General features: G+C 62.7%; 28 protein-coding genes. 20 read left to right on the top strand and 8 right to left on the bottom strand.

All coding sequences use genetic code 11. From position 1 onward, the window contains the following. Window positions 1-18: 18 nt before the first annotated feature. The 8 genes from QCE58_RS30190 to QCE58_RS30155 all read left to right on the top strand — a co-directional run bounded on the left by QCE58_RS30190 (window position 19) and on the right by QCE58_RS30155 (window position 7,762). A complete protein-coding gene (locus QCE58_RS30190) occupies window positions 19-522 on the top strand; it encodes a DUF1097 domain-containing protein (protein ID WP_008345611.1) in 504 nt (167 codons plus the stop codon). A 28-nt stretch (window positions 523-550) separates the two neighbouring features. Beyond that, window positions 551-1,294 carry a nitrile hydratase subunit beta gene (gene nthB, locus QCE58_RS30185; protein ID WP_250522720.1) on the top strand — a complete coding sequence of 248 codons (744 nt, stop codon included), beginning with the start codon at window positions 551-553 and terminating at the stop codon, window positions 1,292-1,294. Between the two features lie 31 nt (window positions 1,295-1,325). Next, window positions 1,326-1,949 (top strand): nitrile hydratase subunit alpha, encoded by a 624-nt coding sequence (gene nthA / locus QCE58_RS30180; RefSeq protein ID WP_008345607.1) that lies wholly within the window; start codon window positions 1,326-1,328, stop codon window positions 1,947-1,949. 10 nt (window positions 1,950-1,959) lie between these two features. Further along, window positions 1,960-2,295, top strand: coding sequence for a nitrile hydratase accessory protein (locus tag QCE58_RS30175; RefSeq protein WP_061119069.1), 336 nt, complete (start codon window positions 1,960-1,962; stop codon window positions 2,293-2,295). A gap of 29 nt (window positions 2,296-2,324) precedes the next feature. Continuing rightward, window positions 2,325-2,534, top strand: coding sequence for a CbtB domain-containing protein (locus tag QCE58_RS30170; protein ID WP_008345603.1), 210 nt, complete (start codon window positions 2,325-2,327; stop codon window positions 2,532-2,534). 13 nt (window positions 2,535-2,547) lie between these two features. Next, a complete protein-coding gene (locus QCE58_RS30165) occupies window positions 2,548-3,333 on the top strand; it encodes a CbtA family protein (RefSeq protein WP_250458400.1) in 786 nt (261 codons plus the stop codon). Then, a complete protein-coding gene (locus QCE58_RS30160; protein ID WP_008345598.1) occupies window positions 3,330-4,322 on the top strand; it encodes a GlxA family transcriptional regulator in 993 nt (330 codons plus the stop codon). The genes QCE58_RS30165 and QCE58_RS30160 overlap by 4 nt, the downstream gene beginning before the upstream one ends. A gap of 239 nt (window positions 4,323-4,561) precedes the next feature. Then, on the top strand, window positions 4,562-7,762 hold the full coding sequence (locus QCE58_RS30155; protein ID WP_008345596.1) for an EAL domain-containing protein: 3,201 nt from the start codon (window positions 4,562-4,564) through the stop codon (window positions 7,760-7,762). Between the two features lie 112 nt (window positions 7,763-7,874). Here QCE58_RS30155 and QCE58_RS30150 read toward each other — a convergent pair whose 3' ends face one another. Beyond that, complete coding sequence (locus QCE58_RS30150) at window positions 7,875-8,576, bottom strand: TMEM175 family protein (RefSeq protein ID WP_250522721.1); 702 nt, start codon at window positions 8,574-8,576, stop codon at window positions 7,875-7,877. A 472-nt stretch (window positions 8,577-9,048) separates the two neighbouring features. On the opposite strand from QCE58_RS30150, the gene QCE58_RS30145 reads away from it, so the two are divergent. Further along, complete coding sequence (locus QCE58_RS30145) at window positions 9,049-10,740, top strand: methyl-accepting chemotaxis protein (protein ID WP_250522722.1); 1,692 nt, start codon at window positions 9,049-9,051, stop codon at window positions 10,738-10,740. Between the two features lie 207 nt (window positions 10,741-10,947). Continuing rightward, a complete protein-coding gene (locus QCE58_RS30140; protein ID WP_144403563.1) occupies window positions 10,948-11,391 on the top strand; it encodes a response regulator in 444 nt (147 codons plus the stop codon). 343 nt (window positions 11,392-11,734) lie between these two features. Here the strand turns inward: QCE58_RS30140 and QCE58_RS30135 are convergent, their stop codons facing one another. Continuing rightward, window positions 11,735-12,283, bottom strand: coding sequence for a hypothetical protein (locus QCE58_RS30135; protein WP_250522723.1), 549 nt, complete (start codon window positions 12,281-12,283; stop codon window positions 11,735-11,737). 93 nt (window positions 12,284-12,376) lie between these two features. Then, complete coding sequence (locus tag QCE58_RS30130) at window positions 12,377-12,964, bottom strand: MarR family winged helix-turn-helix transcriptional regulator (protein WP_033535651.1); 588 nt, start codon at window positions 12,962-12,964, stop codon at window positions 12,377-12,379. 235 nt (window positions 12,965-13,199) lie between these two features. Between QCE58_RS30130 and QCE58_RS30125 the strand changes: the two genes are divergently transcribed. The 8 genes from QCE58_RS30125 to QCE58_RS30090 all read left to right on the top strand — a co-directional run bounded on the left by QCE58_RS30125 (window position 13,200) and on the right by QCE58_RS30090 (window position 21,689). Next, on the top strand, window positions 13,200-14,552 hold the full coding sequence (locus QCE58_RS30125; protein WP_008345585.1) for an MFS transporter: 1,353 nt from the start codon (window positions 13,200-13,202) through the stop codon (window positions 14,550-14,552). 185 nt (window positions 14,553-14,737) lie between these two features. After that, complete coding sequence (locus tag QCE58_RS30120) at window positions 14,738-15,700, top strand: PDR/VanB family oxidoreductase (protein ID WP_175982128.1); 963 nt, start codon at window positions 14,738-14,740, stop codon at window positions 15,698-15,700. A gap of 41 nt (window positions 15,701-15,741) precedes the next feature. Then, window positions 15,742-17,067, top strand: coding sequence for a Rieske 2Fe-2S domain-containing protein (locus tag QCE58_RS30115; RefSeq protein WP_175982127.1), 1,326 nt, complete (start codon window positions 15,742-15,744; stop codon window positions 17,065-17,067). Beyond that, window positions 17,067-18,260 carry a Gfo/Idh/MocA family protein gene (locus tag QCE58_RS30110; RefSeq protein ID WP_250522724.1) on the top strand — a complete coding sequence of 398 codons (1,194 nt, stop codon included), beginning with the start codon at window positions 17,067-17,069 and terminating at the stop codon, window positions 18,258-18,260. Before QCE58_RS30115 ends, QCE58_RS30110 begins: the two co-directional genes overlap by 1 nt. A 2-nt stretch (window positions 18,261-18,262) precedes the next feature. Further along, on the top strand, window positions 18,263-19,255 hold the full coding sequence (locus tag QCE58_RS30105) for an ABC transporter substrate-binding protein (RefSeq protein ID WP_250522725.1): 993 nt from the start codon (window positions 18,263-18,265) through the stop codon (window positions 19,253-19,255). A gap of 263 nt (window positions 19,256-19,518) precedes the next feature. Further along, a complete protein-coding gene (locus QCE58_RS30100) occupies window positions 19,519-20,451 on the top strand; it encodes an MBL fold metallo-hydrolase (protein WP_250522726.1) in 933 nt (310 codons plus the stop codon). Between the two features lie 107 nt (window positions 20,452-20,558). Beyond that, window positions 20,559-21,128, top strand: coding sequence for a YbhB/YbcL family Raf kinase inhibitor-like protein (locus QCE58_RS30095; RefSeq protein ID WP_250522727.1), 570 nt, complete (start codon window positions 20,559-20,561; stop codon window positions 21,126-21,128). A 123-nt stretch (window positions 21,129-21,251) separates the two neighbouring features. Beyond that, window positions 21,252-21,689: a pyridoxamine 5'-phosphate oxidase family protein gene (locus tag QCE58_RS30090; RefSeq protein WP_008345574.1), complete on the top strand. Its 438-nt coding sequence runs from the start codon at window positions 21,252-21,254 to the stop codon at window positions 21,687-21,689. A 131-nt stretch (window positions 21,690-21,820) separates the two neighbouring features. On the opposite strand, the gene QCE58_RS30085 is transcribed toward QCE58_RS30090, so the two are convergent. Beyond that, complete coding sequence (locus QCE58_RS30085; RefSeq protein ID WP_175982124.1) at window positions 21,821-22,309, bottom strand: hypothetical protein; 489 nt, start codon at window positions 22,307-22,309, stop codon at window positions 21,821-21,823. Between QCE58_RS30085 and QCE58_RS30080 the strand changes: the two genes are divergently transcribed. Both QCE58_RS30080 and QCE58_RS30075 read left to right on the top strand, forming a co-directional pair. Next, on the top strand, window positions 22,308-23,612 hold the full coding sequence (locus tag QCE58_RS30080; RefSeq protein ID WP_250520561.1) for an SDR family oxidoreductase: 1,305 nt from the start codon (window positions 22,308-22,310) through the stop codon (window positions 23,610-23,612). The two genes, QCE58_RS30085 and QCE58_RS30080, sit on opposite strands and share 2 nt — an antisense overlap. Next, entirely contained in the window at window positions 23,609-24,073 is a 465-nt protein-coding gene (locus tag QCE58_RS30075) for a DUF2269 domain-containing protein (RefSeq protein WP_175982122.1), read from the top strand. Before QCE58_RS30080 ends, QCE58_RS30075 begins: the two co-directional genes overlap by 4 nt. Window positions 24,074-24,082: 9 nt before the next feature. On the opposite strand, the gene QCE58_RS30070 is transcribed toward QCE58_RS30075, so the two are convergent. From QCE58_RS30070 to QCE58_RS30055, 4 genes are read right to left on the bottom strand one after another with little or no spacing between them, the layout of a single operon-like run. Next, on the bottom strand, window positions 24,083-24,328 hold the full coding sequence (locus QCE58_RS30070) for a DUF3460 family protein (protein WP_250437908.1): 246 nt from the start codon (window positions 24,326-24,328) through the stop codon (window positions 24,083-24,085). Between the two features lie 27 nt (window positions 24,329-24,355). Next, the gene (locus QCE58_RS30065) at window positions 24,356-24,910 is read right to left on the bottom strand and encodes a DUF3005 domain-containing protein (RefSeq protein WP_008345556.1); all 555 of its coding nucleotides are present in this window, start codon (window positions 24,908-24,910) and stop codon (window positions 24,356-24,358) included. 56 nt (window positions 24,911-24,966) lie between these two features. Beyond that, window positions 24,967-25,551, bottom strand: a complete 585-nt coding sequence (locus QCE58_RS30060; RefSeq protein ID WP_250522728.1) for a diguanylate cyclase — start codon at window positions 25,549-25,551, stop codon at window positions 24,967-24,969. Next, complete coding sequence (locus tag QCE58_RS30055; protein ID WP_309780575.1) at window positions 25,548-25,805, bottom strand: hypothetical protein; 258 nt, start codon at window positions 25,803-25,805, stop codon at window positions 25,548-25,550. Before QCE58_RS30055 ends, QCE58_RS30060 begins: the two co-directional genes overlap by 4 nt. Window positions 25,806-25,823: the final 18 nt, after the last annotated feature.

The following is a 25,823-nucleotide window of genomic DNA, read 5'->3' as shown; positions in this document are numbered from 1 at the left end:
TTCTTCAAGGAGCTACGCATGAAAAAGCCAGAGGCATACACGGTGAGCATCGGCGTATTGGCGGTCGTCGATACATGGCTCACCGGCACGATCTTTCCGGTTCCCGTCTGGGTGACGTTCATCGCGTGGGCGTCGTTCTTCGTGCTCGGCGGCGGGCGCGCGGGCTTCGTCAAGAGCGTGGCGTCGAATCTCACGGGACTCGTCATCGCTTCGCTTACCTTGCTCTGCATTGCGACGACGAGCGGCGGCGCGATCGCGGTGGCCGTGCTGGTTGGCATCGGCAGCGCGGCGATGGTTCAGGCGTCGAAGATCAAATTGCTCGATGTGTTGCCCGCGATCGTCTGGGGCTTCGCCTCGACGGTCGGCACGATGGTCGCAACGGGCAAGGCGATCACCACGGCGGGCATCGGCAATCCTGCGCTGGTCGCGGCCGCCGCGCTCGTTACCGGCGCAGTGTTCGGCTTCGTCTCGGAAGTGGTCGGCGAAGCCCTGCAATTCAGACGCGAGCATCGGCTCGGATAAGACCGTTTCCATTCAAGCGGAGCACAACATGAAGCTGCAACATCATCTCGGCGGCATCGAAAATTTGGGGCCGGTCAGCACTGAAAAGCGCGTATTCGTCGAGCCGTGGGAGAAGCGCATCTTCGGCATTCATACGGTGATGATGGCGGAGAGTGCGCATCTGTCGGACACGCCGCATCGCTATCCGGTCGATACGCTGCCCACCGCCTTCAAGAGCAACTGGACCTGGGCCTCGCTGCGCACCGGCGCCGAAGACATGCAGCCGTTCGAGTACTTCAAGTATCGCTACTACGAGAAATGGCTCGGCGGCATTGCGCAGTTTTTCGTCGATCAGGGGTATGTGTCGGCGGAGGAACTCGCTGAGAAAACCGCCCACTACAGCGCGCACCCGGACGCGCCTTTACCCGATCGCCCCAATGCCGAACTCGCGGCGCAGATCGACGCCTATTTGCAGCACGGCGACTCGGGCTATCACGCGCTCGACGGCGAGGCGCGCTTTCGAGCGGGCGATGCCGTGCGTATCGCCGATCCCGAAGCGGTGGACCACACGCGCTTGCCGGGGTATTTGCGCAACAAGACCGGCGTGGTGGATCTCGTCTATCCCGGCGCGTTCTCCTATTTCGTCTCGACGGGCGTGGACGGTATCGGCGCGCCGATGCCTGTGTATCGCGTTGCCTTCGACGCCGCGTCGATCTGGGGCGCCGGCAAAAGCGAGCCGAACACGACCATTTACGCCGACCTGTACGAAGCCTACGTGCAGGCCGCCGATTGAACTCGAACATAAGCCAACCCCGAGCGAACCCATGAGCCAACTCTTCGAATTTTCCGGCGACCGCGAAGCATCGAGCGCCGCCAAAGTGCGTGCGCTGGAAGCCTTGCTGATCGAAAAAGGCGTGATTGCCACCGACTCCGTCGATGTCGTGCTCAAGCACTTCGAGACGATGGCCGGCCCGTTCAACGGCGCGAAGATCGTCGCGCGCGCATGGGTCGATCCGGACTACGCGAGACGTCTCGTCGAAGACACGCCGAAGGCGATCGCCGAACTCTCGCTTCCGCTCGGCATGGCGGGCGCGGAAGGCGAGCATATGGCGGCGGTCGCAAACGACGCGAACGTGCATAACCTCATCATCTGCACGCTGTGTTCGTGTTATCCGTGGCCGGTGCTCGGCCTGCCGCCGTATTGGTACAAGGACCCTGTATTTCGCGCGCGCGGCGTGCGCGAACCGCGCGCCGTCCTGCAGGAATTCGGCGTACAGGTGCCTGCCACGAAGGAGGTGAAGGTGTGGGACAGCAGCGCGCAGATTCGCTGGTTCGTGGTGCCCGAGCGCCCCGCGAACACGGAGCATCTGAGTGAGGAAGAACTCGCCGCGCTCGTTACGCCCGAGTCGATGATGGGCGTCGCACTCGTCGAAGCGCCCGCAGCCTGAGGAGCGTGCCATGTTCACGCGTTTCGAAGAATACGCTGCCGCGTCGATGCTCGGCGCACCAGATTCTCCGCCGCGTCTCGACGGCAAGCTGCTGTTCACCAATCGCTGGGAGCGCGATGTGTTCGGCCTCGCGCTCTCGCTATCGAAGGCGGGATGTTTCGAGTGGGAGGACTTTCGCCAGAGCCTGATCGCGTCCATCGCGAAGTGGGAAGCAATCGAATGCGCGAATCAGCCGCGCTGGGACTACTACGAGCGTTTTCTCGAAGCGCTGCTGAACGTGGTCGAGACGAGCGGCGTGCTGTCGCGCCGCGAGATCGAAGCGATCGTCGCGGCGCGCAGCCGTTAACATTTTTCCGACTCTTTTGGAGGTACTTCATGAATCAAGCTGTCCTGCATTCCACTGACACGTTCGAACCGATTCCACTGCGCGAACTGCTGCCGTGGACGATCTTCGGCGGATTGCTGATGCTGCTGGCGCTGTATTTCGTCGGCGCGGAGCAGGGTGCTACCGCGGTCTTTCAGGGCACCGCCATTCACGAGTTCGTGCATGACGGACGCCATCTGTTGGGCTTCCCCTGCCACTGACGAGGAGACGACGATGGTCGGCAAACTGTTGATGCGCGGCATGCTCGCGGGCCTCATCGCGGGACTGCTGGCGTTCTGCTTCGCGCGGGTGGCGGGCGAGCCGCAAGTCGAACGCGCGATCGCTTTCGAGGCCCATGAAGCGCACGAGCACGCTCACGCCGGCGATGCGCCCGAGCCTGAAATCGTCAGTCGTGAAACGCAAGCGGGCGTGGGCTTGCTGACGGGCGTACTCGCGTACGGCGCTGCATTCGGTGGGCTCTTCGCGTTGTGCTTCGCCTATGCGTGGGGACGCGCGGGAAGCATGGGCGCGCGGCCGCTTGCAGCATGGCTTGCGCTCGCGGCTTTCGCCGCCCTGGTGGTGCTGCCGGCGCTGAAATATCCGGCGAATCCGCCTTCGGTGGGCGCGGCGGAAACCATCGGCGTGCGCACCGCGCTTTATTTTTTATGCATGGGGATTTCCGTCGCCATTACACTGCTGTCGATAGCTTTGCGCCAAGCCCTGTCGCGCAAATGGGGCGATGCCAACGCGACGCTCGCCGGTCTGCTGGCTTTCGCGATCATGGCCGCCGCGATGCTCGCGCTGTTGCCGGCTATCGACGAAGTGCCCGCCGAGTTTCCCGCCACGTTGCTGTGGCAATTCCGGGTGGCGTCGATCGGCATGCAGGCGATCATCTGGACGGTCATCGGCGCTGCGTTCGGCGTGGCGGCGGAGCGCATGGCGTTGCCCGGCGCTGCGCGCGTGGGTCGAGGCATGACCATGAGCAAGTCTGTTCTCAGAGGATCCGGATATCCGCGATGAAACGCATCAAGGTCGGAATGCTCGTCTTTCCTGGATTTCAGCTGCTCGACATCGCCGGGCCGAAGGATGCGTTCGCCGAAGTCAAGGTGCTGAGTTCAGGCGAGTGCGAGTACGAAATGATGATGGTCGGCACGACGCGGGGCACGGTGCAATCGTCGAGCGGCCTGACTACCGTGCCGGATCGTACGATCTTCGATCCGTGCCCGGAGTTCGACACCATCATCGTGCCGGGCGGGCTCGGCATCTTCGACGCCTTCGACGATCCGGCGCTGAGCAACTGGCTGCGCGCGCAGCATCGGCAGTGCCGCCGCGTGTCCGCTATCTGCAACGGGTTGTTCGCCCTCGGCTCGGCGGGGCTGCTCGACAACAAACTGGTGACGACTCACTGGATGGACGTGCCCCGGCTCGCCAGCACTTTTCCGAAGGCGCGCATCGAGCCGGATCATATCTTCGTTCGCGACGGCAGCATCTACACGACGGCCGGTGTCACGGCGGGCATCGACCTCTCGCTCGCGATGATCGAAGACGACTTCGGCCGGCAAATGGCGCTCGATGTCGCCAAGTATCTGATCGTCTATCTGCGGCGCTCGGGCGGGCAGTCGCAGTTCAGCCCGCTGCTGGAAACGCAGGCTTCGCCGGGTTCGCAGACTATCGAAGTCCAGCAATTCATGCTGGATAACCTGCATGTGGATCATACGGTCGCGTCGCTCGCGGAACGCGTGCATATGAGCGCGCGCAATCTCTCGCGCATCTTCGCCAAGGATTGCGGCATCACGCCGATGACTTACCTCGCCAATGCGCGCATCGATGCCGCGCGGCGCTACCTGGAAGCCACGGACTTGCCGCTGAGAGTCATCGCACACCGATGCGGCTTCGAGGACACCGACAAATTCCGCCGCACCTTCCTGCGCCGTCTGCAGATCAGTCCGGTCGATTATCGCAACCGGTTCAGATCGATGAACAAGCAAGAGTCGCTCAGTGCGGTCTGAAGAGACTCGCCACGCGGGGATGATGCGCTGAGCGTGACTTTTCCGGCACTAAACGCGTGCATGGCCATGCACTTCTTCGGGGCTAAAGCGGCGCACTAAGACTTTAATTAAAGGTTAATTTTGGCGAGCCGTAAGAGGCGTAATAGATAGGTGGGCGAACACGATCGCCGGCGGCCATTCGCTGCCCTGTGAACGCCCGCCTGCATGACTCTTCTTGCACGTTTCCAAACGTCTCGCCCATGAAACGGAATCCTTTCTTCAAGCTGCTCGCGCGTTTGCGCGTGGGGCACAAGTTGCTGCTCATCTACCTGCTCGATCTCAGCGCGGTGATCTACATCAGCGGGATTCTGATTCACGAAAAGTATCTGGCGATCGATTTTTCGAACAAGGAGATTGTCGGCAACGCGTATGTTCACGAGGTCGAACATGGCATCACGTCCATCGCGATGGCGGGCGCGGGCAAACCGCCGACGGCGGCGCAGCTCGATGCCGAGATCGACAGGCTCGTTCGTGCCGAGCAGCAATACGGCGCGCAAATGGGAAGCGCGGAGCCGAGCAACGCGCTGCGGACCGCTCTGCAGACGATGGCGCACGAACGCGAGGTCGGGATCGCGTCGACGGACCAGGCGCTGACGGCCTCCCGCGATCTGATAACGCGCATCGGTAATCAGTCGAACCTGATTCTCGACCCGGATCTCGACAGCTACTACGCGATGTCGCTCTCGATCTTGCGCTATCCCGCGCTGCTGACCGCGGTGAACAGCATCGGGCGCCATCTGCACGACGGCGCTCACGCGCGCTCGCGAGAGGAAGTGCGTTCGCGTTATCTGGTCCTCGAAGGGCAACTCGACGGGGTCATGCAAGGTTTGCGGTCGGACTACGCCGAGGCGGGGGCGGCCAATCGTCAATTCGAGCGCACACTCAGCCCGTCGTTCGATCGAATGCGCATTGCCGTCGAGGCATTCAGGCATGCGGCGCGCGTGGTGGTGGACGACAACGTGGCGCCGGATGCAGCTGTGCTGATGATCGTCGACAGCGCGCAGCAAGCGCTCGTTCAAAGCGTAGACGGCCTCTGGCGCGATACCGGCGAGCAGCTAGACGGCCTGCTGCATGCACGCGTGCAAGCCCTGTTTTCGCGCATGTGGCTGCATTTGGGCACGGCGCTTTTCCTGCTCTGCGCCATCCTGACACTGGTTTATTGCGTCGCGCAGCAGATTTCGTCGCCGCTACGCAAACTCGCGCGCGTGATGGATGTGGTGCGCCGCACCGGCGATCACACGAAGCGCGCCGACTGGGACAGTCAGGACGAGATCGGCCAACTCGTGCGCGGCTTCAACGAAATGCTTGCGCAACTGGATCGCGAACGCGTCGTGCAGAAGGAATTGGCGGCGACCGCCCGCGCGTCGGCCGCGCAATCAGCGCTCGTGGAAGCCACGCCCGTGCCGATGGTCGTCACCGCCATTCCCGGCCACGAGGTATTGCACGCCAATGCGCCTGGACTCTTCTGGCTCAATGGGAGCAGCACCGACCCGTGGGCTCAGGGTCTCGACTCCGCGACCCGCGCGCGCTTCTTTCAGCAACTTTCCGACCGCGAAGCCATCGACGAATTCGAAGTTCACTGGAAAGCGACCTCGCAGCCGAGCTGGGCGATGCTGTCGGCGCGCCGTCTCGACTTCCAGGGACGCGACGCCATTCTCACCGCCTTCACGCCGATCAATCAGATCAAGCTCATGGAGCAGCGGCTGGAACTGTGGGGCAAGGTGTTCGAGGCATCGTCCGAGGCGATCGTCATCCTGAACGCCGAGGCGCGTCTGCTCACTGCGAATCCTTCGTTCTTTCGCGCAACCGGTTATCGGATGGACGACGTGGCGGGCAAGCCGCCGGCCTTCATCGACACGCAGGCGCAGGAAGACGAAAACGGTCCGCTGGGTAACCTCTTGCAACGCGTCGGGCGCAGCAGCACCTGGCACGGCGAAGCGCAAATAAGCCGCCGCGAGGGCGGTGATTATCCGGCGTGGCTCATGATCAGCGCGGTACACGACAAGCGCGGCACCGTATCGCATTACATCTGCACGCTGATCGACATCACGGACCGCAAGAAGAGCGAAGCGCGCATTCAGTTTCTCGCGCAGCATGACGTGCTCACCGAACTGCCCAACCGTGCACTCTTTGCCGCGAAACTCGGCGTTGCCATCGCAGCAGCGCAGCGAACGCGGCAGCGCGTCGCGGTGCTGTTCATCGATCTGGACCGCTTCAAGAACATCAACGATTCGCTCGGACATCACATCGGTGATGGCCTGTTGCGGTCCGTGTCGCGACGCCTGCTCAATGCGGTCGGCACCCACGACACCGTGAGCCGCCTGGGCGGAGACGAGTTCACGGTGCTGCTCAACGGAGTCGGTCACGCGAGCGAAGTGGCGCGCAGCATCGAACAGCGGCTGCTCCCGCTGCTTCGCGAAGCGCATGAAGTGAGCGGGCTGACACTGCAGGTTGCGAGCAGCATCGGCGTCGCACTGTACCCGGATGATGGCGAAGACATCGATACGTTGATGCAGAACGCCGACGCCGCGATGTATCAGGCCAAGTCTGCCGGACGAAATCAGGTCAAGTTTTTCTCGGCCGACATGGCCGAACAGGCGAGGCATCGGCTCACGCTGGAAACGTGTTTGCGCACGGCTATCGAGTTCGGCGAGTTGCGGCTCGAGTGGCAGCCGTGCCTCGAAGCGCGGTCCGGTGCGCTCGCGAGCGTCGAAGGACTGCTGCGCTGGAAAAGCGCGGTACTGGGTGAAATCGGTCCGGCTGTGTTTATCCCGGTGGCGGAGGACACGCGCCTCATCGTTTCCATTGGCGCGTGGGTGATCGAGGAAGCGTGCCGGCAGCTTGCCGCCTGGCGCGACGAAGAGGGCCTCGAAATACGCGCGTCCGTCAACATTTCGGCGCTCCAGCTACGCGAGCCGGAGCTCGTTGCGGCGCTTGGCACGAGTCTGCTCGCGCATGGCGTGCCGCCGCATTGCCTGGAACTCGAAATCACCGAGACGGTTCTCATGGATGGCGCCGAACACTACGCGCAAGCCATTCACGCCATTCGCGGGCTAGGCGTCAAGCTCTCGCTCGACGACTTCGGCACCGGCTACTCGAGTCTCAGCTATCTGAACCGGTTTCCGCTCGACCGTCTGAAGATCGACCGCGCGTTCGTGCGAGACATGCTCGACGCATCTGCCGATCTTGCCATCGTCAAGGCGATCGTCGATCTCGGGCATGAGCTTGGTTTGCGCGTGGTGGCCGAAGGGGTGGAAACCGGCCATCAAGCGCAAGTGTTGCGCAAGATCGGCTGCGATGAGTTGCAGGGTTTCCTGTTCGCACCGGCGATCCCAGCCGAGGAATTGGTGCTGTGGAACAGGGCGCGGCAGGACGAGGCGCTCGATGCTTCGCCGGCTTGAGGCGAAGCATCGAGGCCGGCGCCCGTGCAGCCGTCGAACTCTGCTGGAATGACGAGCGGGATTGAGCAAACGGCCGAATTTGGCCGATCCCGCTCGAGACAGCGCGCCCCCTTTACTTGCCTAATTTCTCAGCCTCGCTCGGCTCCTCTCTGGGGTTGTAGCGCGGCGTGGGCTGTGGCAGCAGAAAGAAGGCGATGGACAGCAGTGCAATGGCCACGCCGATGCGGCACGCCGCGACCGCGACGGGAACTGCAGCGATCTGAACCAGCGTCGCAGCGCCGTAGCGGCGCGTCATCTGCTGGAGGAAATCCGGCGCGAGCCGTTCGTCCATCAGCCGGCGGCCTCGCATTGCATAGAACCACTTCGCCATCCAGGTGCAGGCGGTCAGGGCAAGACCGGCAACGAGGGTTACTGATGCGACGGGCTCGAAGCCCGTGCCCAAGTGAAAGCACCACACGCGGATCGGATAAGGAATGACGACGATCGCCAGCAGGAACAGGAGGTTGATCACGCCGAACCAGTGATCGCTCTTTGCATAAATGCGACCCGAATAATGGTGTTGCAGCCAGTAGGCTCCGATCACGACATAGCAGAGAACGAGCGCGAGATATTCGCGCCACTGCTCCGCCATGGCGCTTGCCAGGTCGCTGTAGTCATGCGTGCCCTCGGGGGATCCGGGAACCTTGATCTCGACGATCAGCAGGGTCAGCGCGATCGCGAACACCGCGTCGCTGAATCCCTCGAAGCGGTCGAGTCCGCGCTCGGCACCATGCGTTTCCGTGTCGGCAGATTTACGCCTGTTACATAGCATCATCTGAGTCCTTTCGCGCTCGGCAAGATCAGAATCACCGGCCGAAAAACGGCAACGCTTTTCCTTTGCGTGCCGCCTTATTGGCAGCCGACGAAGCACGGCCCGGACGACTCGCGCGTTCGCAAGGCTGACTCGAGCGCCGAACCCGTCTGACGCGGCCCCGCTACGACGGCGTCGCGGCGGAAGACTCGAAGCATTCGGTGTGCCGCCCACGCGTTCGCAAGCGGGGGTTGGGCATCACGATACCGGCCGAGCAGACGAAGTTTGGCTTGAAAGGGGTCAAGTCGACCTTTGAACACGTCCGACGGGGGAACGCTCGCGTACCGCGGCAGCGTGTCCGCAGCGCGTCCCGCGGTCGGCCAGACGAAAACCGGATGTCCGCCGCGATCCTCGACTCAAGTGCTTGCGGTTAGTGCCGTTAGCAGGGAGGACGCCGCGAATTGCCGCGACCACAACCATGCACACGGAATCTGCAATGAAAGTTTCTACTCGGCTGACACTGTTAGCCGTCACAGCGCTTATCGCTTTGCTCGCAGTCGGAGGATACAGCGTCTATAGCGAGCGACGCGCAATGCTCGATGCGAAACAGGCGGAGATAGTCAACCTGTTGAAAATGGCCGAGCACCTCGCTGAGTATTATCACAATCAGGAAGTTGCCGGTGCGATGACTACGGAGCAAGCGCAGTCCGCAACGAAGACCGCTTTGAACAGGATGAATCATTCCGATCAGAGTTACTTCTGGGCCCGCCTTCCGGATGGGACCTCGCTCGTTCATCGCAAACAGGAGAACATCGGCAAAATCCTGCTGGGCAAGGCGCCGGACGGACGGCCAGACACAGAGTTCTATCGCGAGATGCTCGCCAAGGAGCACATCCCCGTGGTGATGGTGGTTACCGCCCACCCATCGACCGGCGTCATGACAGGCAAGATGAACGGCATTGTCGAGTTCAAGCCTTGGGGCTGGTGGATCGGCACCGGATTCTTCACCGACGATATCAGCGCCACCATCCTGCATACGACGCTTCAGACTGCCGGCTTGATAGGCGTAGCGCTCTTGGTCATTGCTGCGTTGGCGTGGAAAATCATACGCAGCGTCACCGGAGCCCTCGGCGGAGAACCAGAGTTTGCCGCGCGCGTTGTTCGGGAGATTGCAGGCGGAGACCTCGGTTCGCCAACGCCCTTGAAGGACGGTGATGACCGCAGCCTTCTCGCGGCAGTCGAAAGCATGCGCCGTGGTCTGCAAGACATGGTTATCACGATCCGCACGAGTTCGGAATCCGTATCATCTGGCGCCGTTCAGATTGCGGCTGGCAATACCGACCTCTCGAGTCGCACAGAGCAGCAAGCGGCATCGCTGCAAGAAACCGCCGCGAGCATGGAGGAACTGACGGCGACGGTTAAGCAAAACTCGGAGAACGCCCAGCAAGCGAGCGGACTGGCGGACAACGCGAATGCGGTCGCCAACGAGGGAAGCGCCATCATCGGTCAGGTGATTCAGACGATGGATGGCATCGAGCAGAGCTCCGAAAAGATCGCCGAAATCATCGGGATTATCGAAGGCATCGCATTCCAGACCAACATCCTGGCGCTCAACGCTGCAGTCGAAGCAGCACGCGCAGGCGAGCAGGGCCGCGGCTTTGCCGTCGTTGCGAGCGAAGTGCGCAACCTTGCGCAGCGGTCATCGACGGCCGCCAGGGAGATCAGGGATCTCATCGAAACGTCAGGCGGAAGAGTCCAAGAAGGGACCGTACTCGTCGCACAGGCAGGCGAGACGATGAAGCGCGTGGGCACGGCGATCCAGCGAGTCACCGACATCATGGGCGAGATCGCGTCCGCATCCAACGAGCAAAGCCGTGGCATCGAGCAAGTGAATCAAGCTATCTCGCAGATGGACGAGGTGACGCAGCAGAACGCCGCGCTCGTTGAAGAGGCAGCGGCCGCGGCAGGTTCGATGGAGGATCAGGCGAAGCAACTGACCGCCGCCGTAGGCGTGTTCCGCACCGGTCAGACGCTCGCCGTCAAGCCAATCAGTCATCGCGCTCCTCAAACGCCGCGACCCGCACTCGCCGAAAAGAGCGGGACGACGCCGCGCGTGCCGAAGCCTTCGAGCGGGCAGAAGCCGGTTGCAGTCGCGGCGGCGGCTGACGGCGACTGGTCGACGTTCTGAGCGTGGCGGGCGGCCGATGCCTTGGCCTGAGTCGGCGGCGAAGGCTTGCGTCGAATTCGACGCGTTGTCTCGATCGGACGTCCTTGGGCTCGCTCAACACCGTCGTCTCGAAAGGCGGCCGTTGTAGTGAATCAATAGTGCGAAGCATCTTGCAGGGGCGATAGCCAATACTTGCGAGCGCTTCTTTAAATGAAGGAGAAGGAAAGGGTGGTAAATGCTCACACGCGTTTGTTGGTGGTCGATGACATGGCCACCATGCGCAATCTGATCCGGAAAATGCTGAGAGCGATCGGTTATACGACCATCGACGAAGCAGAGGACGGAGTGTCAGCGCTCGAAAAGTTGCGCACGCAACAGTTCGATCTCGTCATAACTGATTGGAACATGCCCAATATGGACGGGCTGACTCTCCTGCAGGAGATCCGCAAGTCCGATCTGGCCGAACTGCCGGTATTGATGGTGACCGCCGAAAAGCGGCGCGAGAACGTGCTCGCCGCGATCAACGCCGGTGCGAGCGGCTATATCGTGAAGCCGTTTTCAGAAGCCGCGCTCGCAGACAAGCTGGCTCAAATTGCGCCGCCTTTAGCCAGCGCCGCGCCGACAGGTAAGGACACATCCGGATTCGGCGCGATCTTCGAGAGAACCCTATGATGGCGCGAGCGCTCTGCTTGGTCGCTCGCAAGCGACACAAGAGGATTTTTTCGGCGTCTGCGAGAAGCGCTCGAGCGTGTTTTCTACATGAACGGCGGCGTAGACGGCAGGGCGCTGAGCATGGAGCGCGGCTGGTGGCCGGATGCTGACTCGCGTTTAATCGACTACGCGATGCGTCTGGCTGGCCGTCGCTGGGACTCACCATCCGCCTCGGTGCGCGCGTGAGGGCCGTGCCGATGCTGCGGATGTCGCGCTGAACCTGCATCGAGTGCGCCCACCCGAGCAGGTGCGCCCGCCGTTTGCATTCGACGATGGACCATGACCAGTCTCCGTGAGCCGGCCGTCAACGTTGTCCTTCATTCGCGCCAGTGGACGGCACGCCGGCCGGACTTGGAGGATCGCGTAATTCAGCGTCTTCGTTAGCGCGGTGGGGCGGGTTCTTGGGCTGTGCCGGACCGAGATCGGTGAGCCCGTCGAAATCGATCGGATTCTGAGGCGGCTTGCTGTTTTCCGTTCGTGCGGCGCACATGATCGGCTCCATCGTTGTCTTGATTCTCAAGAACAGCAAACGGTGTTCCGGCCGTTTGGGCATTCTTCGTGCTGCAGTCGATGTTGCGCGCCTCGAGGCGCTCACATTCACGTACCGATTGGAGCCGATCATGACCATTCCGCAGAACGAACCCGGCACTGACGTTGTCGATACCGACAAGACGAAGCAACCCGATACGAAGCCCGCCGAACCGAAACGGGATTTGCCGTTGACGGAGGCTGATGACGGCAACACTCGGACGCCGCCGAATCCATCGTGACCGGCAAGGAACCGGCCATTAGCAAGCGCCCGAAACGCCCTTTGCACGTCATTCCCGCACCAGGCGCGCTTCTCGATCAGCACCCAAAAACTCGATGCGGAAATCGTGATGGATGACCGCCCAATCGATCCGTTCGAGGTCGCATGACGCGATCGGCGCGGAGGCGCTACGGCGCATCACGCGTCTTCAAAACTCTCGCCGCGCTCGGCGATCAGCTTGCCCAGTTCGCGCGTCGATAAGACGCGTCGCATGGGATTGGTCGAGCCCGACTCATCATCCGCGAGATTCTCGATGATCGTGAGCAGCACCTTGCGCGCTGTCTTGATTTCGCGGTCAGTCAAACCCGTCACGCTGATCTCGTTAACTTCCTCGGCAAGCGGAACCAGTTGGTCTTTCAATGCGCGCCCTTCGGCGGTGAGGAACACATGCGTGTTCTTCTTGTTGTCCGGCCGCTGCTGACGCTCGACGAGTCCCAGCTTCTCCATCGCAGTGACGGCGGCGAAGGTCGTCGGCGCCATCACGCCGGCCTGTTCGCTCAATTCGCGCTGCGTCAGGCCGTCTTTCTCCCACAGAATGCGCAGGAAAGTCCAGTGCCCGAACGACACCGAGTGCTCGGCGAGCCGCATCTGCAGTGCGCGCACCATCGAGCGCGTGGCGTCCTTTACAAGGTGCGCGAGGCGATCGTTGGGCACCGATTCGTGCCAATGGCGCAGCATCTCCGCGGTCTCGCGGGGCGCGCCCTCCACAGCCTTCTTTCGTGTCATGGCGGTTCGTTCCCGAATGCAGTTGGTCTTCCCGACATCATAGCCGCGCAGCCGTCGCGCCCGCATCCGTTGCAAAGCGCGCAGAACTCCGTGCAAACCCGAACTTGTCCGCGCGCGCCGGTCTCCTTACCATAATGATTAGATATCGAATAAAAATAAGGTATGTCCGGGTCGCGGGAGGCATCTTTCTGCGCCAGGGCATCGTCCTCATGAGCATGGGAATCGGAGACGCTTTGTGGCCAAATCCACAGTCACGCAATTCATATCGGAATCGGACGCGGCGGCAGCGCGTGTAGAGGCCACGTATCACAAGGTCACCTGGCGGCTGATGTCGTTCATCTTCGTCTGCTGGGTGCTCAATTATCTGGATCGCGTGAACGTCAGCTTCGCGCAACTGCATCTGAAGCAGGATCTCGGTCTGTCCGACGCCGCTTACGGTCTCGGCGTGAGTCTGTTCTTCATCGGCTATATCCTGTTGGAAGTGCCGAGCACGCTGTGGCTCAAGAAGATCGGCGCACGCCTCACGATTTCCCGCATCATGATCCTGTGGGGCGGCATCTCGACCGCGATGGCCTTCATGACCACGCCGGCGCAGTTTTATATCGCGCGCATCCTGCTCGGCGCGGCGGAGGCCGGGTTCTGGCCCGGCATCATTCTCTATCTGACGTACTGGTACCCGGGCGCGCGGCGCGCGCGGATCACATCGCGCTTCCTGCTGGCGATTGCCGCGGCGGGCATCATCGGCGGGCCGCTCTCGGGCTGGATCCTGCATAACTTCGTCGACGTGCTCGGCTACAAGAACTGGCAGTGGCTCTTCTTTCTCGAAGGCCTGCCTGCGCTGCTGATGGGCATCGTCGCGTTCTTCTATCTCGTCGATCGCCCGCAAGACGCGCGCTGGCTCGACGAGGAACAGAAGAAGATCATCCTCGATGCGCTCGCCGCCGACCGCGCCGAGAAAAAGCCCGCCAAACATACGCGTCATCAGTTGCTGGCCGCGCTCAAGGATCCGCGCGTGTATATCCTCGCGGCGGGCTGGGGCACGGTGCCTTTGTGCGGCACGATCCTCAACTACTGGACGCCGACCATCATCCGTCAGGCGGGCGTGTCGGACGTGCTGAACGTCGGTTTGCTGTCCGCGCTGCCGTACATCATCGGCGCGCTCGGCATGTTCGCGGTCGCGCGCAGTTCCGACGTGACGCTGGAACGCCGCTGGCATTTCTTCCTGTGTACGGCGGTGGGCGCGCTGGGCGGCTTCCTGCTGCCCGTGCTGGCCGGCAATACGACAGCGGCCATCGTCTGTCTGGGCATGATCTCCATTTCGTACTTCGGCGCGGCCGCGATCATCTGGTCGATTCCGCCGGCCTATCTCTCCGATGACGCCGCCGCCGCGGGCATCGGCGCGATCAGTTGCCTGGGGCAAGTCGGCGCGTTCTGCGGACCCATCGCGCTCGGCTGGATCAAGACGATGACGGGCAGTCTGGCCATCGGGCTATCGGCGATCGCGGCCATCGTCATGCTGGGCGGACTCGCCGTGCTGATCGGCGTGCCGGCCAACACGCTGCGCGAGCACGCGGAAAAGCATTCGTAAGCATCGATTCTCGCAGCAGCGGCGGCGCCTTCGTCATGAAGGCGCCGTTTTTTCTTGTAACGAGGTGACGCGCTTCAGGGAAAACCCGCTTGCCGATAAATGATTAGATATCTAATATAAACGTCATGGTGATCGACGCTGGGAAGGCTCGATCGAATGAGGCGACAAGCAGGGGAGCCGGTGCAATGAACGACGAACTGTCATTCAGGACGCTCGTGGTGACGAAGAAGGATCAGGTGGCGGAAGGCATCTTCCGTTTCGAGTTGCGTGACGGCGCAGGCGGCAAGCTGCCTGCGTTCACGGCCGGCGCGCATCTGACGGTGCGCGTGCCGAACGGCGCGAATCGCAGCTATTCGCTCTGCAACGATCCGGCCGAGACGGACCGCTATGTGATCGCCGTGAAGCGCGACGCGGCGGGTCGCGGCGGCTCGGTCAGCATGGCGGACGACCTCGCGCAAGGCGATCGCATCGACGTCTCGGAGCCGCGCAACGAATTCGTGCTCAACGAGCGCGCGCGCAGTTTCGTATTCGTTGCGGGCGGCATCGGCATCACGCCGATTCTCTCGATGATGCGTTATCTGAAGGCCATCGACGGCCCGCGTTTCAAGCTCATCTACGTCTCGCGCAGCCCTGAGACCACCGCTTTCATCGACGAACTGTCGGGCCCGGAATGGAAGCCGCATGTGGTCATTCATCACGACCACGGCGACCTCGCGCAAGCGTTCGATTTCTGGCCCGTGTTCGAGAAGCCCGCGAGCGGCGCTCATGTGTATTGCTGCGGCCCGCGCGCGTTGATGGACGGCGTGCGCGACATGACCGGGCACTGGCCGACCGGCAGCGTGCACTTCGAGAGCTTCGGCGTGGATCAGTCGCGCGCAGCCGACAACGCGCCTTTCAGCGTGAAGCTGGAACGCTCGGGCCGCTCTTTCGAGATTCCGAAGGACCGCTCGATTCTCGAAATCTTGCGGGACAACGGCATCCGCGCGCCGAGCTCGTGCGAAAGCGGCACTTGCGGATCGTGCCGCACGACGCTGTGCGCGGGCGAAGCGGATCATCGCGACATGGTGCTCGGCGAGGACGAGAAGCGCGATCAGATCATGATCTGCGTATCGCGTGCGAAGAGCGAAGAACTGGTGCTGGATCTCTGAAGAACATTCCCCACTGCATAGGTTGGTCAGGAGAAGCGTAAATGCTCACGCATGAAGAAAATGAATTGCTGTGCCGCGTCGAAGGCGATGCGCCGATGGGTCAGTTGATGCGCCGTCACTGGACGCCGGTGTGTCTCATCGAAGAAGTCAGCGAACCTGACGGGGCGCCGGTGAAGGCGCGTCTGTTCGGCGAGGATCTGGTCGTCTTCCGCGATACCGACGGCAATGTCGGCGTGATGGACGAGTACTGTCCGCATCGCCGGGTGTCGCTCGTCTATGGACGCAACGAAGATTGCGGTCTGCGCTGTCTCTATCACGGCTGGAAGATGGACGTGAAGGGCAATGTGATCGAGATGGTCTCGGAGCCTTCGTGCAGCGACATGACGAAGAAGGTCAAGCACAAGGCCTATGAAACGAAAGAGTGGGGCGGCTTCGTATGGGCTTACATGGGCCCGCAGGACGCCATTCCCGAGTTCGTGCCGCCGGCATGGGCGCCGACCGAAGACACGCGCGTGAGCATCGCCAAGGCGATCCTGCCGTGCAACTGGGCGCAGATTCTCGAAGGCGCGATCGATTCGGCGCACAGCTCCAGTCTGCACTCGTCGGACTTCGTGCCGGCGCGTGTGGGCGGCGCGGAAGCGACCTCGAAGAACTGGCTGCGTCCATCGACGGACAAGGCGCCGCGCCTCCAGGTGCATCGCACCGAATACGGCTTTCGCTATGCCGCGCTGCGCCGCCCGATACAGAACGCGGCTACGCATGACTACGTGCGCTCGACCGTGTTCGTCGCGCCGGCAACCGCGCTGATCCCGCCGAACAACCTCTACAACGTCGCGAACATCAACGTGCCCTGCGACGACCACAGCACGGCGTTCTATTTCATGGCGTGGGGCCATCCGGACAAGACGCCGGAAACCGAGACGTGGCGCAAGTTCCTGGGGCAGCAGGTCGGCATCGATCTCGACGAGTACTATCGGCCGCTGCGCAATCACGACAACCGTTTCTGGCAGGATCGCGAAGCCATGAAGGCCGGCAACTTCACCGGCATCAAGGGCTTCCCGAATCAGGACATCGCCATGTGGGTGACGATGGGCGCGATCGCGGATCGCACCGAAGAGCGCCTCGGCGCGAGCGATGTCGCCGTGGTCGAGTTCCGCCGCCGCATGCTCGATGCGCTCGAGGCGTTCAAGTCCGGCGAGGCGGCCATCGGGACCGGCGAGAAGGCCATTCCACGCAGCGTGTGCTCGTTCCAGGCGATGGTGCCGAAGGACACCGACTGGAAGCAATACGCGGCGCATCCGGTCTGGATGGAGTCCGTCGACAAGGAAGCGCCGGAACTCGAATCGAACTATCAGGTTCAGGTCTGATGACCACGATCAGACTCGGCATCGTCGGCCTCGGCCGCGCCTTTTCGCTGATGCTGCCGACGTTTCTCGCCGACGCGCGCGTGCGACTCGCCGGGGCGTGCGATCCGCGCGAGACGGCGCGCGCGCAGTTCGAAGCGGATTTCGACGCGCCCGCTTTCGACGACATCGAAGCGCTCGCGCGCCGCGCCGATATCGATGCGCTTTACATCGCGAGTCCGCATCAGTTTCATGCGGCGCATACGCGAATCGCGGCGGCGCACGGCAAGCATGTGCTCGTCGAGAAGCCGATGGCGCTGTCGCTCGCCGAGTGCGACGACATGATCGCCGCATGTCGCGAGGCGAAGGTGCATCTCATCGTCGGTCACTGCCATAGCTTCGACACGCCGTATCTGCGAACGCGCGAGTTGATCGCATCGGGCGCATTCGGCGACGTGAAGATGATCCAGGCGCTCAACTACACCGACTATCTCTACCGGCCGCGCCGTCCGGAGGAACTGAAAACGGAAGAGGGCGGCGGCGCGGTTTTCAGCCAGGCGGCGCATCAGGTGGATATCGTGCGAATGCTTGCCGGAAGCCGTGCTACGCGCATCCGGGCTGCCGTCGGCAACTGGGATACGGCGCGTCCGACCGAAGGCGCGTACACCGCGACGCTCTGGTTCGAGAACGGCGCATTCGCGACGCTTGCCTACAACGGCTATGGACATTTCGATTCCGACGAGTGGACCGGCTGGATCGGCGAAATGGGTCAGACGCGCAACGCCGACGAGTATGGCGCCGCGCGGCGCAAGCTCGCGAAAGTGGCGTCGCGCGAAGAAGAGGCGCGTCTCAAGGCTGCGGGCACGTACGGCGGCAACGCCTATGCGCCCGCCGCCAAGACAGCCCATACCCGCAGGCATCAGCACTTCGGGCCGCTGATCGTGTCGTGCGAGCGCGGCGATCTCCGGCCGATGCCCGATAGCATCGTCGTGTATGGAGACGAACGGCGCGAGCGCATCGAGCTCGATGCGCCCGAGGTGCCGCGCGCGGAAGTCATCGACGAACTCATGGCCGCCGTGCACGGCGAGACCGCTCCGCTGCACGACGGCGTCTGGGCGCGCGGCACGCTGGAGATCTGCCTCGCGATGCTGCGTTCGAGCGCCGAACAGCGCGACGTGCTCATCGGCGGCGAAACGTCAATCACAAAGGAAAGTTGAATATGGGCAAGCTCAATCTGTCGGTCGCGGTGGGGAACTACGATCGCATGCGGCCGCTGGTCGATGGCGAAGTGCAGATCGACGGCGTCGATCCGACCTTCATGCTGCAGGATCCGGAAGAGATCTTCTTTCGCGCGTTTCGCCACGCCGACTACGATATCTGCGAACTGTCGCTGTCGAGCTATAGCGTGATGACGGCGGCGGGCACGAGCCCGTATATCGGCGTGCCGATTTTTCCGTCGCGCGCGTTCCGGCATACGTCGATCTATGTGCGCAACGATCGCGGCATCGAATCGCCTGCCGACTTGAAGGGCAAGCGCATCGGCGTGCCGGAATATCAGCTGACGGCGAACGTGTGGGCGCGGCTCTTTCTCGAGGAAGATCACGGTCTGAAGCCGTCGGACGTCACGTGGGTTCGCGGCGGCTATGAGGAAGCCGGCCGGCTCGAAAAGATCAGTCTCAAGCTGCCCGGCGACGTGAGGCTCGAAAACGCACCGGAGAACCAGACGATCTCGGGCATGCTCGCATCCGGCGAGATCGATGCGCTCATCGGCCCGCGCGCGCCGTCGTGCTTCGCGAACGGGCATCCGAACGTCAAATACCTTTTCGACGATCCGCAAAAGGCCGCCGCCGACTGGTACACGCGCACGAAACTGTTCCCGATCATGCATCTGCTGGGCGTGCGGCGCACGCTCGCCGAGCAGCATCCGTGGCTGCCCGGCGCGGTGGCGAAGGCGTTCGAGAAGAGCAAGGCGCTGGCGCTCGCCAGACTCAGCGATACGTCCGCGACCAAGGTGACGCTGCCGTTCGTCGAAGAACAGCTGCGCAATGCGCGGCGTCTCATGGGCCACGATTTCTGGTCGTATGGCTTCGAGCCGAACCGGCACGTGTTGTCGCGGTTCCTTGAGCGGCATCATCAGGAAGGCTTGTCCAGCCGGCTGCTGCAGCCCGAGGAACTCTTTCATCCCGCGACGCTGGAAAACTTCAAGATCTGAGCGTGACATGGCCGCGGCAACGCGGCCTCACATCTTCGATAGCGCCTCACATGCCGGTTCCGGCATCTTCCGTTCAGTCTGGACTCACCGGATGACGGCCGTCGCGGCCGTCCATTGTCGCCACTCAGGCAACACGGTGTACGCACTCGCGACCCTACTGGCCTTCGCTACCGCTTCCTACAATCCGTCACACGCTCGGTCGAACGCGAGCGAAAGGAAGCGCAACGCGCGCTCACGCCATCAAATTTCCAGGACTATCGAAGATGAGCCAGACAACCCGCAATGTGCAGCCCGTTATCGCCAAGCTCGGCAAAGAAGGATCGGGCGAGCTCGTGTCTTCCCGATACGCAGTTCGCATAGGCGATATCGATGTCGTGCTGATCAGCGACGGCGTGCTGCCGCTGCCGACCTCCACCATGTCCACGAACGTGAGCGAAGCCGATCGCAACGAATGGTTCGATGGCCGTTTCCTGCAACGGGACACGTTCGACTGGGCGTTGAATATCGCGCTCGTGCGCAGCGGCGAACGCCTGATCCTGATCGACTCGGGCGTAGGCGATGGGTTCGAATACTTCTCGCGCGCCGGTCAGTCGGTAATGCGCCTGGAATCGGCCGGTATCGACCTGGCTGCCATCACCGATATCGTGATTACGCACATGCACATGGATCACGTCGGCGGGCTGAATGTCGATGGCGTCAAGGCGAAGCTGCGTCCCGACGTGCGCATTCATGTGTCCGCCGCTGAAATCGCGTTCTGGAAGAATCCGGACTTCAGCAAGACGGTGATGCCCGAAGCGGTTCCTCCGGCGCTCCGCGAGGCTGCTGCGAAGTTCGCCAAACGCTACAGCGAGAACATCGTGCAGTTCGATCAGACAGTTGAAGTCGCACGGGGCGTGTCGGCGCGGGTGACGGGTGGCCACACGCCGGGGCACTGCGTCGTGGATGTCGCATCGAACGGGGAGAAGCTGACGTTCGTCGGCGACGCCATTTTCGAAGTCAACTTCGACAACCCCGATTGGCAGAATGGCTTCGAACATGATCCCGAAGCCTGTGTGGACGTGCGTATTGCGCTGCTCGACGACGCCGCTGACACCGGCACGCTGCTCGCTGCTGCGCACGTCGCGTTTCCGTCGATCGGTCATGTTGCAAAGAGCGGTGAGCGTTACCGCTTCGTGCCGGTGCAGTGGGACTATTGATCGATACTTCGCGGCGCATTGCGAGTTGGATTCGAGGACATCCGCGTCACTGGCAATGATAGTCAGTGAGCGGCCTTCTTCTACTGGTTCTATACAACGGACTCGATATGGAACTCAACGGTCTCCTGCCAGCCGTGTGCTGCACGGCTTTGCTTGCAACAGTACCCGCCATTGCGGTTGCAGACTCCTTCACTGTCAAGGTCGATGGGCTGAATCGCGGTCGGTTCGAAAATGAACAGGTGTACGGTCAATTCGGCTGTCATGGCGAAAACGTCTCTCCGCGCATTTCGTGGTCGCATGTTCCGGCCGGCACGAAGAGCATCGTCATCACCATCTACGACCCGGATGCACCCACCGGCGGTTTGGGCTGGACGCACTGGCAAGTGGCAAACATTCCGCCGTCGCAAACATCGATTGAAAAAGGCGCGTCGGGCAATGCCCGAGTGCTGCCGATAGGTGCAATCGAGACGCTGACCGATTTCGGTGCTTCGGCGTATGGCGGACGGTGCCCGCCGCCGGGCAAAGCGCATCGATACATCGTGACGGCTTCGGCTTTGACCGTTTCGAGCCTCGATGTCAAAGCGGATTCAAGTCCCGCGCTTGTCGCCTATCAGATGCATGGGAAAGTCATCGGCCAGGCGCGCTACGTGGCGCGCTATCACCGTTCGGCGGACTGAGCAGACCTGCAAGGCGATAGTGATCACCGGTCCGGCTGTACACGCTTGGTCCATCCGGCGGCTCTCCGATGCGAACCGGCACGCGGGTTGCGGAAGATACGCGATCAACCCACGGAGAGCACCATGAGCCAACTGACTTTGCACGATCTCGCAACCAAGATGGCGGAGATCGACTTCGCGATGCTTTCGACGCGCTCGCTGAACGGCAAGATCGCCGCGCGGCCGATGAGCAATAACCGCGATGTCGAATACGACGGCGACAGCTACTTCTTCACGCTCGAAGAAACGCATACGGTGCAGGAGATCAAGGCCGATGCGACCGTGGCGCTGACTTTCACGAGCAGCGCGAACCCGGACGGCGCGCCGCCGCTTTTCGTGGCCGTCGAGGGCCGCGCGGAGCTCATTCGCGAGAAACCGGCGATGAAGGATCACTGGAACGAAGACATCGAGAAATGGTTCTCGAAAGGCTTCGAAACGCCGGGGATCGTACTCATCAAGGTTCGCGCCGAGCGCATTCACTACTGGATGGGCGAGGAGGATGGCGAGATCACGCCTGACTGATTGCCGTAGCCGCTGACAGAATGATCTTGCCGACATTCGTCGACGATTCCATCCGCCGATGCGGGTCGGTTGCACGCGCGAGCGGATACGTCGAGTCCACGACGCGGATTGCAGCGAGCGAGGCTGCGCATTCAGCGGCGCTTCGACAGAAAGGGCACAACCAGTCCCGCGCCGAACGCCAAATAGACAGCGGCGATGTGCGCCGCGGGCAGGTGATATTCGAAGCCGGGCGTGAAGCGTTTGGGGACGACGATATAATCGCCGGCCGCTGCGGCAAGCGTCGTCGCTGCGGCGAGTGCGACGCGTTGTCCGTGAGTCGGCGCGGCACCGCCGCGCAGTCTCGGCGATGTGCGCGCGGCCGCGACAGCCAGCGCATTGCAGGCGGCCCAGCCGATCGACATCGACTGGTGAATGGCGAGACCGGCAAGCAGATGGCGCCATTCCGGCCGCGCGGTCTGGTTTGCTTCTTGCGGCCATAACCAGTGGCTGACGGCGCTGATCGGCGCGCTTGCGCGTTTGCCGTGCAGACGCCCACAGATCGCAAGGGCCGCCGTCGATAACAGTCCGGCAACGGAGCCGGGAATCAGAATATCCGTCACAGGGTCGATGTCTTCAGTCATGGTCATTTTTCTGACAGGCGCCACGGGGCTCCTCGGCTCGCGCATCGCGGCGGCGCTGGTTGCGCAAGGACACGCGGTGAGGTGCGCCGCGCGCCATGCGCCTGGCGGCGAAGGCGCCGTGAGAGGCTGCCGTTTCGTGGCGCTCGATTTGAGCGATGAACTCGACCCAGCAAGCGTGATGCCGCTGCTCGAAGGCGTCGATGTGGTCATCAATGCCGCCGGCATCTTCGAGGACCGGACCGGACACGACTTCTCGCGCATCCATACGCGTTCGCCGATCGCGCTGTTCCAGGCGGCCGTGATGGCGGGAGTCGGCCGCATCGTGCAGATATCGGCGCTTGGCGCGGATGGGGGCGCACAGACGCCTTATCACCGCTCCAAGAAAGCCGCCGACGACGCGTTGCGCGCGTTGCCCATCTCGTCGTTGATCGTGCAGCCTTCGCTCGTGTTCGCCGAAGACGGACGCAGCACGCAGTTCTTCGCCGCGTGGTCGACGTTGCCGGTCGTGCCGCTGCCGGGGTCGGGCGCGCAGGTCGTGCAGCCGGTTCATGTGGACGATGTGGTCGAACTCGTGACGCGCGGCGCGTTGACGCGCGCAAGCGCAGCCCCCGCGAGCGAGACGGTGGCGGCTGTCGGTCCGAGACCCGTGACGATGAAGGAATACTTGCGTCTGCTGAATCGGCTTTGCTCCGCCGGTGCGCCCTTGTTCATGCCGGTGCCGATGCCGCTCGTCAAGACGGCCGCCGCGTTATGCGCGCGCTTGCCCGGCGCGCTGATGAGCCCCGATGCACTCGCGATGCTGGAACGGGGCAACGCGGCATCGGCGGATGGCATGCAGCGATGGCTCGGCAGGCCGCCCCGATCGCTCGGCGACGAGCCGTCGAAACGCGCCACGCTTGGCCTGCGTGCGAAGCTCGCGTGGCTCGCGCCGCTGCTGGCGGGCGCGATCGGTGCGGTGTGGATATGGACCGCGATCGTGTCCGCCTGGCTTTATCCGCGAGCGGCGAGCCTCGACTTGCTGGCGCGAGTCGGCGCGCCCGAAGGCACGCGCCTCTTCCTGCTGTATTCGGCCGCGCTGCTGGACCTGCTATTGGGCGTGCTGTGCTTCGCGTGGCCCGCGCGGCTCGGACCGCGACGCCGTCTCTGGTGGGCGCAGATCGGGCTGATCGTCGTCTATTCGGTGCTGATTACCTGGCGCTTGCCGGAGTTCTGGCTGCATCCGTATGGCCCGCTGTCGAAGAATCTGCCGATGATCGCCGCACTCTTACTGCTGATGAACATTGATGGAAAGGGCTCGACGTGACTTATCTGACGATCAAGTGGATCCATGTGATCTCGTCGACGATCCTGTTCGGCACCGGAATCGGCTCCGCGTTCTATCTGCTCGCCGCGAGCATCGGACGCGATGCACGGACCGTCGCGCGCGTGTCGCGGCTCGTTGTGCTGGCCGACTGGCTTTTCACGACGCCGACCGCCATCGTTCAACCGCTCACCGGCTATCTGATGATGCGGCTCACGGGCTTTCCCGTTTCGAGTCCCTGGCTCGCCTGGTCGATCGGCCTCTACGTTTTCGCGATCGCGTGCTGGCTGCCCGTCGTGTGGCTGCAGATGCGCCTCGCCGCCGAGGCGCAAGCCTGCGCCGTATCCGACGCCGGGCTGTCGAGGCGCTACTGGCGCCTCATGTCCGCATGGATCGCGCTCGGCGTGATGGCGTTCGTCGCGTTCGTCGGCATCTTCTGGCTGATGGTCACGAAGACGCTCTAGGCACGCGGTTCAATCCGTCCGGCTGTAATAAACATACGAAGGTTGTCTCAGCTCGCCTTCCTTCCCGGCGACATCGCCGGAGTTCGGAAACTGTGGAAGCTTGTCCCACAGCAGCGCGCGTCCGAGCATCTGTTCGCGATCCAGTTCGGGATGATCGTGCTTGAGCCGATTCAGAAACTGCTCGAAGTCCGACACATAGAGATCGGTTTTAACGGCGTGCTCGCGCCGATGAAAGAGACGCTGCAAGAAACTCATCGCTTGCTCCTCGGGGTGCGGCCCGGGCTATTCGCGCTCCAGCCTGAACACGTGCGATGCGCGTGAACCGTTGCGCTCTTCGGCGTACACCGTTTCCGTAACGACGACCCGATAGCCCGGCTTCGGCAAGATGGAAGGGAGATTGCCCGTCACGCGGCTATCGATGCCGCCCAGTCCTGCGGCCGGCGCCGGCACGTTGTTTTCGAGCGTCGCGTTCGATGTGATGACGTTGTCGTGCCAGCCCGACAGATCGCGGCGCGCCTCGATCGACTTCGCGTCCGCGTCCACGGTATCGTCCGTCGAGCCCATGCCTTGCGAATCCACGCCGACGATGCGGCTGTTCGCCCGCTGCACCGGATCGCCGGAATCCCGCGCGATCGAAGCATGGTCGATGTCGGGCAGCGGCGACGGGTCATTGCGCTGCCCGGGCTCGGCCGAGCCAGCATTGCGGTCGCGGCCGAACTCCGCTGCCTGCGTGGCGGCATCGGGCGATGCGGTGCCTGTCGCTGGTGTCTTGGCGGGGCTTTTTGCCGCCATCTCGTTCTGCTGGGCCTGGGTCGGGTTGCCTTCGGCGTTCTGCATGCTTGCTCCAAGTCGTCGTTTCTCGCTGCACGACTCGGTCTGCGCATGGCGCGTGCCTAGCGCATGACGGACTCGCTGGCGGCATCCGTCTGCCGCCGTTGCCGCTTGCGCGAAGCGCGGATAGACGCTGCGAGTTCCATCGCGTACGGCACGACGCCGAATATCGCGCAGAGCATCAGCACGGCTGTGACGGTCGTCGAGGACAACGGAGGATCGCGCCATGCGGGCGTGTAACTAGCGGCGTTATCGAACAGTCTGGCGAAGACATCGGGATGGGCGAGACAAATGATGGCTAGCCCGACGATCGGTGCCATCTCAAGAACGCTATGTACCATTTGCTCGACGGGTGTAATGACGCGCGTCGCCGATGCGTAGCGCAGATCCGCATACACGGTGAGATGGTGGACGACGATGAGCGCGGCCATCGCAACGATCGCGAACGCGTTGATTTGCAGGAACAACGCGCACAGCACGACACCGGCGCCTTCGGTTAGCTGGGCGATATGCATCAGCGATTCGCGCACGCCGGCAGTCTCGGGAAGATTCGCCCAGCGGTGACAAAGCGCGTCCGCGGTGCCGGCGGCGAGCCACAACGGAAGCACGCCGTAGAGCAGGAAGTGCTGCGCGAGCGCCGGATTCATGTTCCGCTGCCGCCGGGCGATGCCGCGGCCTGACACAGTTGAAGCGAGACGCCGCCGACTAAGTAAAGCGACGCGTGTTGCTCGGCGCTGCGCCTGAGCGCGCCGACGTCGGCCTCGCAAACGAAGTTGATGCCATCGGGTGCGACGCGGGCATCGAGAACGGCGACGTGGCGCTGCATCAGTGCGGTTATCAGGTCGTGCTCGGGAAGCGGCTCCGCTGTCATGGTTCGAATAGTGATGTTGGCTTTCGGCATGTTCGACTGGTTTCACCA

Source organism: Caballeronia sp. LZ028 (assembly GCF_031451415.1).
GTDB lineage: Bacteria > Pseudomonadota > Gammaproteobacteria > Burkholderiales > Burkholderiaceae > Caballeronia > Caballeronia zhejiangensis.
Note: the sequence above shows the minus strand (reverse complement) of the source record. Positions and strands in the feature narration are given on the sequence as shown.